General features: G+C 68.2%; 12 protein-coding genes. 9 read left to right on the top strand and 3 right to left on the bottom strand.

Annotated features, from left to right (window positions below; genetic code table 11):
* Positions 1-207 precede the first annotated feature (207 nt).
* From U4Z64_RS36065 to U4Z64_RS36050, 4 genes are all read left to right on the top strand, one after another.
* Positions 208-1833 carry a phospholipase D family protein gene (locus tag U4Z64_RS36065; protein ID WP_044848594.1) on the top strand — a complete coding sequence of 542 codons (1626 nt, stop codon included), beginning with the start codon at positions 208-210 and terminating at the stop codon, positions 1831-1833.
* Between the two features lie 247 nt (positions 1834-2080).
* Positions 2081-2854: a class II aldolase/adducin family protein gene (locus tag U4Z64_RS36060; protein WP_321822523.1), complete on the top strand. Its 774-nt coding sequence runs from the start codon at positions 2081-2083 to the stop codon at positions 2852-2854.
* 371 nt (positions 2855-3225) lie between these two features.
* On the top strand, positions 3226-3660 hold the full coding sequence (locus U4Z64_RS36055; protein WP_044848607.1) for a CHRD domain-containing protein: 435 nt from the start codon (positions 3226-3228) through the stop codon (positions 3658-3660).
* 116 nt (positions 3661-3776) lie between these two features.
* Entirely contained in the window at positions 3777-4739 is a 963-nt protein-coding gene (locus U4Z64_RS36050; RefSeq protein ID WP_321822522.1) for an alpha/beta hydrolase, read from the top strand.
* Here the strand turns inward: U4Z64_RS36050 and U4Z64_RS36045 are convergent.
* Entirely contained in the window at positions 4709-5551 is an 843-nt protein-coding gene (locus tag U4Z64_RS36045) for an EcsC family protein (RefSeq protein WP_044848597.1), read from the bottom strand. The two genes, U4Z64_RS36050 and U4Z64_RS36045, sit on opposite strands and share 31 nt — an antisense overlap.
* 110 nt (positions 5552-5661) lie before the next feature.
* On the opposite strand from U4Z64_RS36045, the gene U4Z64_RS36040 reads away from it, so the two are divergent.
* Together U4Z64_RS36040 and U4Z64_RS36035 are read left to right on the top strand one after the other, a co-directional pair.
* The gene (locus U4Z64_RS36040) at positions 5662-7257 is read left to right on the top strand and encodes an MDR family MFS transporter (protein WP_044848598.1); all 1596 of its coding nucleotides are present in this window, start codon (positions 5662-5664) and stop codon (positions 7255-7257) included.
* Between the two features lie 34 nt (positions 7258-7291).
* Complete coding sequence (locus U4Z64_RS36035; protein ID WP_044848599.1) at positions 7292-7738, top strand: MarR family winged helix-turn-helix transcriptional regulator; 447 nt, start codon at positions 7292-7294, stop codon at positions 7736-7738.
* Between the two features lie 120 nt (positions 7739-7858).
* On the opposite strand, the gene U4Z64_RS36030 is transcribed toward U4Z64_RS36035, so the two are convergent.
* Both U4Z64_RS36030 and U4Z64_RS36025 read right to left on the bottom strand, forming a co-directional pair.
* The gene (locus U4Z64_RS36030) at positions 7859-8440 is read right to left on the bottom strand and encodes a DJ-1/PfpI family protein (RefSeq protein ID WP_044848600.1); all 582 of its coding nucleotides are present in this window, start codon (positions 8438-8440) and stop codon (positions 7859-7861) included.
* 178 nt (positions 8441-8618) lie between these two features.
* Complete coding sequence (locus U4Z64_RS36025; protein ID WP_124521032.1) at positions 8619-9899, bottom strand: amino acid deaminase; 1281 nt, start codon at positions 9897-9899, stop codon at positions 8619-8621.
* A 119-nt stretch (positions 9900-10018) separates the two neighbouring features.
* On the opposite strand from U4Z64_RS36025, the gene U4Z64_RS36020 reads away from it, so the two are divergent.
* The 3 genes from U4Z64_RS36020 (at position 10019) to U4Z64_RS36010 (ending at position 12942) form a co-directional block, all read left to right on the top strand.
* Positions 10019-10948 carry a MurR/RpiR family transcriptional regulator gene (locus tag U4Z64_RS36020; protein ID WP_321809316.1) on the top strand — a complete coding sequence of 310 codons (930 nt, stop codon included), beginning with the start codon at positions 10019-10021 and terminating at the stop codon, positions 10946-10948.
* A gap of 2 nt (positions 10949-10950) precedes the next feature.
* The gene (locus U4Z64_RS36015; protein ID WP_321809317.1) at positions 10951-12432 is read left to right on the top strand and encodes a D-aminoacylase; all 1482 of its coding nucleotides are present in this window, start codon (positions 10951-10953) and stop codon (positions 12430-12432) included.
* A 123-nt stretch (positions 12433-12555) separates the two neighbouring features.
* Positions 12556-12942, top strand: a complete 387-nt coding sequence (locus U4Z64_RS36010) for a RidA family protein (protein WP_321822521.1) — start codon at positions 12556-12558, stop codon at positions 12940-12942.
* Positions 12943-13400 lie beyond the last annotated feature (458 nt).

The following is a 13400-nucleotide window of genomic DNA, read 5'->3' as shown; positions in this document are numbered from 1 at the left end:
GGTCGAATCCGAGGACGCCCGCCGGCCGCGGTCCCGGGCCGCGCAGGGCCGCGGCCGCGCGCGGCGTGCGTGGCGGCTCGGCGCCGCATGCGCCGGCCGCGCGATTGACCGGTTCATCGGGCGCCCCCTAGAATCGACTGAACCCGCCCGTCAGCCGCGCGCCGCGGCGATTGCGGACCCGTTGATCCGCCTGTCGAGGGAGTTTCCGTGCTCACGTCCTTGATCCGGTGCGCGCCGGCCGCGCTGTCGTGGCGCGCCGTCGGCCGCCCGGCCTGCGCGCTCGCCGTGTGCGCGCTGCTGTCGCTGGCCACCGCCTGCGCGACGCATCCGCCCGCCACCACGCTCGATCGTCCCGTCTCGCACGCGTTGCCGACCGATACCGCGACGCCGTTGCGCGCCGCGCTGGCCGCGCCGGAAGCCGCGCATCCGGGGCAGTCGGGCTTCCGACTGCTGCCCGACGGCGCGACCGCGCTGCAGATGCGCATCGCGCTCGCGCGCGCGGCGACGAAGACGCTCGACATGCAGTACTACATCGCGACCGAGGACACGACCGGCAAGCTGCTGCTGGGCGCGGCGCTGTATGCGGCCGATCGCGGCGTGCGCGTGCGGATGCTGGTCGACGACCTGAACTTCCACGACATCGATCGCGTCATGGCCGCGCTGAACACGCACACGAACATCGAGATTCGCGTGTTCAACCCGTTCGGCGCGTCGCAATACGGGATGGTCGAGCGCACGGCCAACTACTTCACGCGGATCGACAGCTTCACGCGGCGGATGCACAACAAGGCGATGATCGCGGACAACCAGCTCGCGATCGTCGGCGGCCGCAATCTCGGCGACGAATACTTCAGTGCGAGCCCGACGTTGCAGTTTCGCGATCTCGACGTGCTCGCCGCAGGCCCCGTGACGAACGACGTCTCGAAGAGCTTCGACGGCTACTGGGCGAGCGCGAGCAGCTATCCGTTGCGCGTGCTGAATCATCAGACGTTCGCTCCGAAGGATCTCGACGCGATGCGCGACGAGCTGCGCGACCACTGGCGCAAGAATGCCGACCCGTACAACGCGAAGCCGCTGAACGCGACACCGCTCGCGCAGCAGATCGCGCGCGACGAGCTCGCGCTCGTGTGGGCGCCGGCCGAATTCAAGGTCGATGCGCCGACCAAGGTCGCGCAGCCGACCGACGCATACGTGAGCCCGCCGATGCAGCGCCTCGTCGAACTGATGCGCGGCGCGCAGAAGGAATTCCTCGCGTTTTCGCCGTACTTCGTGCCGCACGATGCCGGCGTGAAGATCCTCGGCGACACGGTCGGGCGCGGCGTGCGCGTCGCGATCGTGACGAATTCGCTCGCGGCGACCGATGCGGTCGCGGTGCAGGCCGGCTACGCGCCGTACCGCGTGCCGTTGCTCGAGCGCGGCGTCGAGCTGTACGAGTTCAAGGCACAGCCGGGCCAGCAGCCCACGCGCCTGTTCGGCTCGCGCTCGCGTGCGAGCCTGCATGCGAAGGCGTACGTGATCGACCGGCACATCCTGGTGATCGGCTCGCTGAATCTCGACCCGCGCTCGGCGCACCTGAACACCGAGCTCGCGCTCGTGATCCACAGCCCGGTGCTCGCGCAGCAGGCCGCGGAGATCTTCGCACGGGTGACGCAGCCTGATGAAAGCTATCGCGTCACGCTCGTGAAGCAAATGGACGGCGGGCCGCCGGCACTCGAATGGACGGGCGTCGACGGCGGCCAGTCGACCCTCTATCACGTCGATCCGCATGCCGGGCTGCTGCGCAACGTGATGACCGGCCTTTTCATGCTGCTGCCGGTCGACGACCAGTTGTAAGGGCCGGAACGGCTCGGGCCAAACCCGCGATACCGGTGCGCGGGGAAAGGTGATATGGTTGTGCGCACAACGATATGCGTATCGTGAAGGGTGCCGCCGGACGGCTCGCGCAATGCGGGCGGAAGCGGTGCCGAACGACGCGCCGCACGCGCCATGTGCACCAAGCACGCCGCGTGTGCCGCCAGGAGACGAGGGACGATACGCGCGCCGCCCGCGCGGCCGCGCAAGCCCGCAACCGGAGTGCCCCATGCAACGTGTACCCAACCAGCCGTTCACGCGTCCCGCCCGTTTTTCCGAAGCCGAGTGGCAGGCGCGCGTGCAGCTCGCGGCCGCCTACCGGATCTTCGACCATCTCGGCTGGACCGAGTTGATATACAACCATATCTCGCTGCGCGTGCCGGGCGAGGACGGTCATTTCCTGATCAATCCGTTCGGACTCCATTACCGCGAGGTGTGCGCGTCGAACCTCGTGAAGATCGACCTCGACGGCAACGTGATCGGCCATTCCGACTGGCCGATCAATCCGGCCGGCTTCACCTTCCACAGCGCGATCCATGCGGCGCTGCCCGACGCGCACTGCGTGATGCACGTGCATACGACGCCGACGATGGCCGTGTGCTGCTCGCGCGACGGGCTGTCGTTCTCGAACTTCTATTCGGCGCAGCTGTACGGGAAGATCGCGTATCACGATTTCGAGGGCATCACCGTGCATCTCGAGGAAGGGCGGCGCATCGTCGAGAGCGCCGGCGGGCGGCCCGTGCTGCTGCTGCGCAACCACGGGCCCGTGACGATCGGCGCGACGCTTGCACAGACCTTCTCGTTGATGTGGCTGCTCAATCGCGCGTGCGAGGTGCAGGTCGCGACCCATGCGATCGGCGACGCACTGCCGATCGCGCCGCTGGTGCTCGAGGGCTGCGTGCGCGATTCGCTGAATTTCGATCCGAGGCACGGCGCGGGGCAGGACGCGTTCGACGCGTTGCAGCGCATCGTCGATCGCATCGATCCCGGCTATCGCGCGTGAGGCGCGGTGCCGGCGCGGTGCCGGCGCGATGCCGGGCTCGACCGCCGCGGCGAAATCGATTCGCGACGCTTGATGGTGAGCGCAGCGGAATCTGCCGGACGATGCCCGTATGCCGTGCGGCACGCGCAAAAAAAACGCGGCCGGATGGCCGCGTGAATACTCGCAGACTCCTTCGGACGAAGGAAACAAGCAACTGTGAGACGAAGTGTAGCGAAAGGCCGCGCGCAGATTCAGGGCGCGTGCTGCAAAGGTCTCTTCCAGGTTCCGTCAGGCTGGCGCGCGACGCACGGGGTGCCGGATCGGCGGCGATCGACTACCATCATGGAGCGTCCCCCGGCCGGGTGGCGTACCACGTCGTACAAGGAGAATTCATGCCGAAGCTGCGTTTGCTCCAGGTGGCGTTGCTCGCGGGCGTGCTGGCCGCCGGCAGCGCCGCTGCCGAAACGGTGCGCCTGTCCGCCAACCTGCAGCCGTCGAGCGAAGTGCCGCCCACCGCGACCAAGGGCGCCGGCGCCGTCGATGCGACCTACGACACGGCCAGCCACCTGCTGCAGTGGACGGTGACTTACGAACACCTCACGGGGCCGGCGACCGCCGCGCACTTCCACGGGCCCGCGCCGGTCGGCCAGAACGCCGGCGTGCAGGTGCCGATCCCGAAGGACGAGCTCGCGAGCCCGATCAAGGGATCGAAGGCGCTCACCGACGCGCAGGTGACCGACCTGATGAGCGGCAAGTGGTACTTCAACGTGCACACGAAGGAGCATCCGGCCGGCGAGATCCGCGGCCAGGTGATGCCGGCGAACTGAGGCAGGCGAACCTAGGCCGGCAAACCGAGGCTGGCGTTTGATGTAGAGGCTCCCTTCGAGCGGCGCGGCAACGATCGCACGTACCATCGTGACACTGCGATGACGGAGTAGGTTCGATGAGTTGGCAAAGCAAGTTCGCGTGCTGGCTGCTGCGCCGGCAGTTTCGTCCCGAGACCACGCGCCCGGTGCTCGATCCCGCCCGCGCGCGGCGCTTCACCGACCTGAGAATGGTCGTGCCGCGTCGCGCGCCGTCGGGCTACCGGCTGCGCGAATGCTACCGTCCCGGCGACGCGCCGCTGCGGGGCGAATGGCTCGAACGCACCGATGCGCTCGGCGCGCGCGGGCCCGGCCGCACGCTGCTGTACTTCCACGGCGGCGGCTACTACTTCTGTTCGACGAAAACCCATCGGCCGCTCGTGTTCGGTCTCACCAAGCGCGCGGGCGTGCGCTCGTTCTCGCTCGATTACCGGCTCGCACCCGAGAACCGCTTCCCGGCCGCGCTCGACGACGCGCTGGCCGCGTACCGGCAATTGCTCGCGCTCGGCACGCCGCCCGAGTCGATCGTGTTCGGCGGCGATTCCGCGGGCGGCGGCCTCGCGCTCGCGACGCTCGTCGCGCTGCGCGATCGCGGCGAACCTTTGCCGGCCGGCGCGATCCTGTTCTCGCCCTGGACCGACCTGGCCGGCACCGGCGCGACGATGCGCAGCAACGACGGTCTCGACCCGATGTTCGCGGCCGCGGCGCTGCCGAAGGCGGCGCAGCTGTATCTGGGCGACGCATCGGCGACGCATCCGTACGCGTCGCCGCTCTATGCGGACTTCACCGGGCTGCCGCCGCTCTTCATCCAGGCCGGCAGCACCGAGGTGCTGCTCGACGACGCGCGCCGCGTCGCCGACAGCGCGAAAGCGGCCGGCGTGCCGGTGGAGATCGAGGTGTGGCCCGACATGCCGCACGTGTGGCAGCTGTACACGCCGATGGTGCCGGAGTCGCGCGCCGCGCTCGACCGGGCGGCCGCGTTCCTGCGCCGCGTCGCGGTCGAGCGGGCGGTTCAGCGCGCGGGCGAGCCGTCGATCGCCTGATACGCGGCCTGCACGGCCACCGAGCCGTACTTGCGCTCGAGCCGGCGCACGGTGAAATGGCCGTGCGCCATCTGCTGGAAGTGGTCGATGAACAGCGTGTTGACGGTCGCGCCGAGCACCGCGCCGATCGCCGGGATCGACTTCGCGGCCATCTGCTCGGTGACCTGCACCGAGAAGCGTGATGCCACCGTCTGCACGAGCTTGAATACCGCCGCCGAGCTGTGCGCGGCGATCCCTTTCGTCGTGATGTCCGACGACGCCTTCGAAATCGCCTGCGCGAGCGCGCCGCGCAGCACGAAATAGCCGAGATCGGCGTCTTCTTCCCGCTTGTCCGGGTTGCCGCCCATGCCGAGCACGGCCAGGCACTGCAGCTGCGTGTCCACCGAGCCCAGGTCCTCGCCCTCGCTGCGCGCGATGTCGCATACCGAGCGGAAGATCAGCGTGGTCGTGACCGGCAGCTCGACCGGCAGCGCGAGGAAGCCGAACGCGCCGCCCGCCGCGCCGGTCGTCGCGACCGCGAGCTTGTGCAGCAGGTTGCTCGGCTTGTCCGGCTCGGCATCGGGCGTCTGCGGCTTGCCGAGCGTGCGCAGCGCGATGTTCAGGCACTTGCGCAGCGCAAGCTGCGTCGCGTCGTTGATCTTGCCGGTCGCGAAGTCCGGCAGCCGCGCGATCATCTTCTCGACCGGCGCGCCCAGCACGCCGGTCAGCTTCATCGTCAGCGACGGGCTTTCCAGCACCTGTTTCGCGCGTCGCAACGCGTCCTGGTCTTCCGGCGACAGCGTCGCGGCAGGCGTGATTGAAATCGGTTCCATCTTTCTCCTTGGCGGCGGGGAACGGGCCCCGCACCTTCGCCGGCCTAGATTACTCCGCCGTGCTAGAATTTTGAGATTGTTTGACTCGTCAAAAGTTGCATCAACAAAAAATGGCCGTCCATACTGCCGCCCACCATTCGAGCGGGCAAGTCCTGCCGTTCCGCGAATCGCTGCTGGCGATGATCGGGATCTCGTTCGTCACCATGCTCGTCGCGCTCGACCAGACGGTCGTCGGCACCGCGTTGCCGACCATCGTCGCCGAGTTGAGGGGCTTCGACCTGTACGCGTGGGTCGCGACCTCGTACCTGCTCAGTTCCGTGATCACCGTGCCGATCTTCGGCCGCCTCGGCGACTACTACGGCCGCAAGCCGTTCGTGATCGCGTCGATCGTCGTGTTCACCGGCGCGTCGGTGCTGTGCGGGATGGCCAACGACATGCTGTTCCTGGTGCTCGCGCGCGGCCTGCAGGGGATCGGCGGCGGGATGCTGGTCGGTACCGCGTTCGCGTGCATTCCCGATTTGTTCCCCGATTCCGTCGTGCGGTTGCGCTGGCAGGTGCTGATGAGCTCCGCATTCGGCATCGCGAACGCGGTCGGGCCGTCGCTCGGCGGGATCCTGACCCAGTCATTCGGCTGGCGCTCGGTGTTCTACGTGAATCTGCCGGTCGGCCTGCTGTCGCTGTTCTTCGTGTGGCGCTACCTGCCGCACCTGCGGCACGTCGAGCACGACCGCAAGATGCGGCTCGACTGGCCCGGCGCGCTCCTGATCGCGGTCTCGCTCGGCGCGCTGCAGCTGTTCGTCGAATGGCTGCCGAAGTACGGCGTGATGAGTTGGGCTTCGCTGCTGCTGGTCGTCGCGGTCGGCGCCGGCATCGGCTTGTGGCATTGGGAAAAGCGCTGCGCGCAGCCGATTCTGCCATTCGACATGTTCGGCAACCGCGCGCTGTCGGCGCTGTTCGTGCTCGCGATCCTCGCCGGCTTCTCGATGTTCTCGCTGCTGTTCTACGCACCGCTGCTGTTCCAGGGCGGCTTCGGGATGTCGCCGAAGGCGGCGGGGCTCGTGATCACGCCGCTCGTCGTGTTCATCACGATCGGCAGCATCATGAACGGCCGCGTGGTCACGCGCATCCGCAATCCGAACGCGATGCTGCACGTCGGTTTCGTGCTGTTCGCGATCGCATGCGCGGGCATCGTCGTGTCGACGCACACGACGCCGACCTGGATGCTGATGGCGCTGATGGTCGCGGGCGGTATCGGCCTCGGCTTCGTGCTGCCGAACCTCACCGTGTTCGCGCAGCAGACGGCCGGCCGCGAGCACCTCGGCATCGCGACCGCGCTGTTGCAGTCGCTGCGGATGGTCGGCGGGATGATCGGCACCGCGCTCACGGGCACGCTGGTCAACCAGATGTATTCGAGCGGCGTGCGCGACGCGCTGTCGGGCGAGCACGCGCTGCAGTGGCACGCGCAGCTCGCCGATCCGCAGATCCTGATCGACCGCGCCGCGCAAGGCGGTCTGGTCGCGGAGCTGACCCGCGCCGGGCATAATGGCGCGCTGCTGCTGGAAACGGCCCGCGAATCGCTGGTCGGCGCGATTCACCTGGGTGTCGCGATGGCGGCCGTCGTCGCCGTGGTGTCGGTGTGGCAGTCCCGCCGCGTGCCGCCGATCGCGCTGCGGCACAAGATCGAGCCGCATGTCGCGGCCGATTGAACGATTCACCGATTGAACGAGTAGGCATCAGCGCATGGAAGAACAGGACCGCGTCGCGATCTTGCAGCAATTCGGACGCACGTATCGCGCGTTCATGACCGCGTTCGAAACGCACGTCGGGCAGCCGATGCCGCGCTGGCGCATCATGGTCGCGCTGCACACGATGGACGGGCATTCGTCGCAGAAGAAGCTCGTCGAGGTGCTGCGCATCGATCCGGGCGCGCTCACGCGCCAGTTGAAGTCGCTCGACGCGCTCGGCTGGATCGAGCGCGCGTCCGATGCGCGCGACAACCGCGTGACCAACGTCACGCTGACCGCCGAGGGCCGCGCCGCGTTCGACGCGTGCCTGCCGCGCCGCAAGGCGTTCCTCGACCAGACGATGGCGCAACTGCCGGACGACGTGCTGACCGCCTTGTCGGGCGCGCTGGCGATGCTGGAGTCGCGGATTGCGGATGTCGGCTCGACGCCGGCATCGCGCTGAAGGGCGGGGCGGAAGCGGCGCGACGGGATGCACCCCGTCGGCCGGTCTTGATCGGCACGGCATGCGGGCTGCACGAACCCGCCGCCGGCCGTCGTTTCACTTCAATTCATTCCACCTCGTTCACAGCTCGATGCGCGTGCCGAGCAGCGCGAGGAACTGCGCGAGCCAGGCCGGATGCGCGGGCCACGCGGGCGCGGTGACGAACGGCGCGTCGGTCACGGCCGCGTCGACCGGGATGTCCGCATATTCGCCGCCCGCGAGCTTCACTTCGGGCGCGCAGGCCGGGTAGGCCGAGATGCGCTTGCCGCGGATCACGTCGGCGGCCGCGAGCAGCTGCGCCGCATGGCAGATCGCGGCGATCGGCTTGCCGGCTTCGGCGAACGCGCGCACCAGCGCGATCACCTTCGCGTCGAGACGCAGGTATTCCGGCGCGCGGCCGCCCGCGATCGCGAGCGCGTCGTAGCCCGCCGCATCGACGTCGTCGAACGTCGCGTTCAGCGTGAAGTTGTGGCCGGGCTTCTCGGTGTAGGTCTGGTCGCCCTCGAAATCGTGGATCGCGGTCTTGACCTTGTCGCCCGCGCGCTTGCCCGGGCAGACTGCATCGACGTGATGGCCGACGGCCTGCAGCGCCTGGAACGGCACCATCGTTTCGTAGTCTTCGGCGAAATCACCGGTCAGGAACAGGATCTTCTTCGCGGCCATGGCTTTCTCCATTGAACAGCGTTGAGGGGCCGTTCGCGCCGGGCGCGGCAGGCATGCGCTGCGGCGGCGAAGCAGCCCCGAGGACGAAAGCGCAGTGTACTCCGGCAGATTGAAGCGCGCGTGACGGCCGCCCCGCGCGGCGGTGGGGCGGCGAGGCGGCGCGATGGCGCGCCAGGCGTCAGAAGAAGGTTTCGACGACTTCCGTCACGCGGAACTGCGGATCGAGCACGAGCAACTGGCGCCACTTGTCGAACGTCAGGCACGGATGCGAGATATCGAACGCGACCATGTCGCCGACCTTCACGTCCGCGCCCGGCGGGATCTGCAGGTACGCGTGCTGGTCCATCATCCCGGTGACGGCCCAGCCTTCGCTCGCGGCGACATCGCGCGGCGCGCTGTCGCGACCCGGGCGGAAGTGGCGCGCCGGCTCGGGCAGGCCCGCGTCGAACGCCGCGTCGCGCTTGCCGAGCGCGATGATCGCGCGGTCGGCTTCCGGCACCGATTGCACGTACGCCCACAGCTGCAGCGCCGGCAGCAGCCCTTCGCCCATCCTGCGGGCGATCGGGTTGCGCGCGAACACGTCGGTCTGTGCCTTCTTGTAGATGCCGACGTCGTGCGTCAGGTAGCAGCCCGGACGCAGCACGACTTCCGCGAAACCGTCATCGGACGCCTTCGCGAATTCCTCCGCGACCACGTCGTACCACGCCGAGCCGGCACCCGACAGGATCGCCGGCGTGCGCGCGAAGCGGCCGGCTTCGGCCAGCTCGCGCGTGAACGCGACCGCGTCCTGCAGGAACGCGCGGATCTCGCCTTCCTCCTTCAGCACGCCTTCGTAGAGTTCGATGCCGGCCAGCTTCAGCGTGTCCGGATAGCGCGCGATCGCGTCGAGCACGGCGGTGCGCTGCGCGGCGTCGCGCACGCCCGCGCGGCCGCCCGGCACGCCGAGCTCGATCAGCACGTTCAGCGTTTTCTTCGCTTCGCCGAAGAAGCGGCCGAGCTGGTCGACGCTGTCGGCCGAATCGACGAGGCAGAAGAATTCGAAGTCGGGATCGGACAGCAGCCCCGCGATGATCGTCATGTTCTGGCGGCCGACCAGCTGGTTCGCGAGCAGCACGCGGCGCACGCCGCCGTGATACGCGGCCTGCGTCTGGTGCGCGGTCGCGAGCGTGATGCCCCACGCGCCGGCGGCGAGCTGGCGGCGGAACAGTTGCGGCGCCATCGTCGTCTTGCCGTGCGGCGCGAACTGCGCGCCGTACTGCTGGACGAACGCCTGCATCCAGTTCAGATTGTGTTCGATACGATCCTCGTACAGCACCGCTGCCGGCAGGCTGACGTCTTCCGCGAGCAGGTTCCACTCGAGGCGGCCTGCGTCGTCGAGCGGCACGCTCGCGCTCGGCAGGTTGCCGAGGCCCTTGCCCAACGGATTGATTGTCGGTTCCTGATAGTTTGTAACTTTCATGTCATCCCGCTCCATCATCACTATGCATTGCACTGAAGTTGACATGCAGATGGTACAGAAAGTAGCATCGGCGCGGTGATGTTATTTAGTAACATAAAGCGCCACACCCTTTTCAGCAGATGAATTCGTCCGCCACTCCGTCCGTTCCGTTCACCGCCGAGCAACCGGTTGCCCAGCCGGTCCTCGACATCGTCGCGCGGATCGCCGAATGTGCGCCCGAGCTGCGCGAGGCCGAACGCAAGGTCGCGGCCTTCATCCTCGCCGATCTCGCGCGCGCCGCGCATGCGAGCATCGGCGCGCTCGCGCGCGACGCGGAGGTCAGCGTCGCGACGGTCACGCGGTTTGCGAAGGCCGTCGGCTGCCGCGACGTGCGCGAACTGAAAGTGCTCGTCGCGCAGGCGGCGGCGGTCGGGCAGCGCTTTCTCGTGCCGTCCGGCGAGCCTGCGGAAGTGGACGCGAGCCCGGCATCGGTCGTCTACGACGAGATCCGCGTGGCGCTCGCGCACAACCACCAGTTGCTGCGCAACACGTCGTTCGACGCCGCGGCCGATCTTCTCGCCGGCGCGAAGATGGTCTACGTGTACGGGCAGGGCGGCGGCTCGACCGCGCTCGCCGACGAACTGCGCTTCCGGCTCGTGCGCTTCGGGCGGCCGGTCGCGAGCTACCAGGACAGCCTGCTGCAGCGGATGGTGTCGGCGACGCTGTCGCGCGACACCGTGGTCGTCGCGCTGTCGGTCAGCGGGCGCGTGCCCGAGCTGCTCGAGAGCTGCCGCCTCGCGAAGCGCTACGGCGCGAAGCTGATCGCGATCACCGCGCCGGCTTCGCCGCTCGCGAAGCTCGCCGACCACCTGATCCCGGTCGTCGCGTTCGAAACCGATTTCATCTACAAGCCATCGACATCGCGCTACGCGATGATGATGGCGATCGACGTGCTCGTCACCGGAGTCGCGCTGCGGCTCGGCGATGCGGGCCGAGAATCGCTGCGCCGCATCAAGCATGCGCTCGATGCGCACCGCGGCGGCGGAGACCGTCAACCGGTAGGAGACTGACCATGCATTCGCATCCCGAAGCCGCCGATACGCTGATCGTCGGCGCGCAGCTGTACGACGGCACGGGCGCACCGCCCGTCACGCGCGACGTCGCGATCCGCAACGGCGTGATCGCGGCGATCGGCAACCTGTCGAACTGGCTTGCCGAGACCGTCGTCGATGCGAACGGCCGCGCGCTCGCGCCGGGCTTCGTCGACGTCCACACGCACGACGACACGCACGTGATCCGCGCGCCGCAGATGCTGCCGAAGATCTCGCAGGGCGTGACGACCGTGATCGTCGGCAACTGCGGGATCAGCGCGTCGCCGGTGACGCTCGCGGGCGATCCGCCCGACCCGATGAACCTGCTCGGCGATCGCGACGCGTTCCGCTATCCGACCTTCGCTGCCTACGTCGCGGCGGTGAACGACGCGCGTCCGGCCGTGAACGTCGCGGCGCTCGTCGGGCACACCGCGCTGCGCAACAACCAGATGGACCGCCTCGACCGCGCGGCGACCGACGGCGAAATCGCCGGGATGCGCACGCAACTCGAGGAAGCGCTCGCGAACGGCGCGCTCGGACTGTCGTCGGGCCTTGCGTACGGCTCCGCGTTCGCGGCGCCGGCCGAGGAAGTGATGGCGCTTGCCGAGCCGCTCGCGAATGCGGGCGCGCTCTACACGACGCACATGCGCACCGAGTTCGACGCGATCCTCGACGCGATGGACGAGGCTTACCGCGTCGGCCGTCACGCGCAGGTGCCGGTCGTGATCTCGCACCTGAAGTGCGCGGGCCCGTCGAACTGGGGGCGCAGCACCGAGGTGCTTGCGTCGCTCGAAGGCGCGCGCCGCTACCAGCCGGTCGGCTGCGACTGCTATCCGTACAGCCGCAGCTCGTCGACGCTCGACCTGAAGCAGGTGACGGGCGACATCGACATCACGATCACGTGGTCGGAACCGCATCCGGAAGTCGCCGGCAAGCTGCTGAAGGCGATCGCGGCCGACTGGGGCGTGACCGAGCAGGAAGCCGCGCAGCGGATCCGCCCGGCCGGCGCCGTGTATCACAACATGTCCGAGGACGACGTGCGCCGCATCCTGTCGCATCCGGCGACGATGGTCGGCTCGGACGGCCTGCCGAACGATCCGCTGCCGCACCCGCGGCTGTGGGGCGCGTTCCCGCGCGTGCTCGGCCATTACGTGCGCGACACGAACCTGCTGCCGCTCGAGGAGGCGATCCGCAAGATGACGTCGCTGTCCGCGCGTCGCTACGGGATCGCGCGGCGCGGCGAAGTGCACGTCGGCTACCACGCGGATCTCGTGCTGTTCGATCCGGCGCGCGTGATCGACGCCGCGACGTTCGAGAAGCCGCAGCAGCCCGCGCACGGGATCGACGCGGTGTGGGTGAACGGCGTGCTGACTTATGAGAACGGCCAGCCGACCGGCGAGCGCGCCGGCGGTTTCGTCGCGCGCGGCGAGCGCGTGCCGGCGAGTGCCGACGCCGCGTTCTGAACGCGGTCCTGATCCGATTTGCCGCGTGCGCCATGCCGGCGCGCGCATCCGCAACCGTGCGTTGCATGGGACCGGCGCCGGCGCGTGCGCGCCGAGGCCGGTCGACCAACCAGGAGTGAAACGATGAAGCGATATGGCGTAGGCGAAGCGAAGGGTACCGGCGGGCAGGTGATGCCGTTTGCACGCGCGGTCGAGGCCGACGGCTGGCTGTACGTGTCGGGCCAGACGCCGATGGTGAACGGCGAGGTCGTCGAAGGCGGGATCGTCACGCAGTCGGAGCAGACGATCGAGAACGTGATCGCGATCCTGAAGGAAGCCGGCTACGGCCTGGAACACGTCGTGCGTTGCGGCGTGTGGCTCGACGACGCACGCGATTTCGCGTCGTTCAACAAGGTGTTCGTGTCGTACTTCGGCGAGCATCCGCCGGCACGCGCGTGCGTGCAGTCGAGCATGGTCATCGATTGCAAGGTCGAGGTCGATTGCATCGCTTACAAGGCGCCGGTGAAGTAACGCGGCAAGGCCAAAGGTTGTCCAGCAAGGCCGGTGCATTTGCGTGCGCCGGCCTTGTTGCGTTATGACGAAGTCGATGCGTGGACGAGGGCGATTAGCGAGCGAATGGGCGGAGGGCGCTCAAATACAACTGAGTCGAAGCTGGGTAGGGGGCTGGAATTTTGCATTGTGTGACGAAGTTTTTCCAATGGGGCTCAACGTGACACACCTGTCTGGCGGGCTGAGACCGCGATCGGCGCGGATGCGTAGCGCGATCACCGAGTACAACCGACTTTCCAACCAGAGGGCAAGGTGTTGTGATTGTCGTGATGGAAAACGTGCGTTGGGACGAGATCGAGCGTTTCGTCAGATCGGAGATCGGGCTTGGCAAATCGATGCCGCTCTCCGCTGCCACGAGGCTTTGGGAGGATCTTGGCCAGACCGGCGACGAAGCCGACGATTTCATGGGGCATTTTTTT

It is taken from the genome of Burkholderia sp. BCC1996, from assembly GCF_905339955.1.
GTDB lineage: Bacteria > Pseudomonadota > Gammaproteobacteria > Burkholderiales > Burkholderiaceae > Burkholderia.
Note: the sequence above shows the minus strand (reverse complement) of the source record. Positions and strands in the feature narration are given on the sequence as shown.

Excerpts from the sequence above, each read along its gene's own strand:
- U4Z64_RS36040 (WP_044848598.1), top strand. The coding sequence starts at position 5,662 with ATGGCCGTCCATACTGCCGCCCACCATTCGAGCGGGCAAGTCCTGCCG.
- U4Z64_RS36035 (WP_044848599.1), top strand. The coding sequence starts at position 7,292 with ATGGAAGAACAGGACCGCGTCGCGATCTTGCAGCAATTCGGACGCACG.
- U4Z64_RS36055 (WP_044848607.1), top strand. The coding sequence starts at position 3,226 with ATGCCGAAGCTGCGTTTGCTCCAGGTGGCGTTGCTCGCGGGCGTGCTG.
- U4Z64_RS36015 (WP_321809317.1), top strand. The coding sequence starts at position 10,951 with ATGCATTCGCATCCCGAAGCCGCCGATACGCTGATCGTCGGCGCGCAG.
- U4Z64_RS36045 (WP_044848597.1), bottom strand. The coding sequence starts at position 5,551 with ATGGAACCGATTTCAATCACGCCTGCCGCGACGCTGTCGCCGGAAGAC.
- U4Z64_RS36025 (WP_124521032.1), bottom strand. The coding sequence starts at position 9,899 with ATGAAAGTTACAAACTATCAGGAACCGACAATCAATCCGTTGGGCAAG.
- U4Z64_RS36050 (WP_321822522.1), top strand. The coding sequence starts at position 3,777 with ATGAGTTGGCAAAGCAAGTTCGCGTGCTGGCTGCTGCGCCGGCAGTTT.
- U4Z64_RS36020 (WP_321809316.1), top strand. The coding sequence starts at position 10,019 with ATGAATTCGTCCGCCACTCCGTCCGTTCCGTTCACCGCCGAGCAACCG.
- U4Z64_RS36060 (WP_321822523.1), top strand. The coding sequence starts at position 2,081 with ATGCAACGTGTACCCAACCAGCCGTTCACGCGTCCCGCCCGTTTTTCC.
- U4Z64_RS36010 (WP_321822521.1), top strand. The coding sequence starts at position 12,556 with ATGAAGCGATATGGCGTAGGCGAAGCGAAGGGTACCGGCGGGCAGGTG.
- U4Z64_RS36030 (WP_044848600.1), bottom strand. The coding sequence starts at position 8,440 with ATGGCCGCGAAGAAGATCCTGTTCCTGACCGGTGATTTCGCCGAAGAC.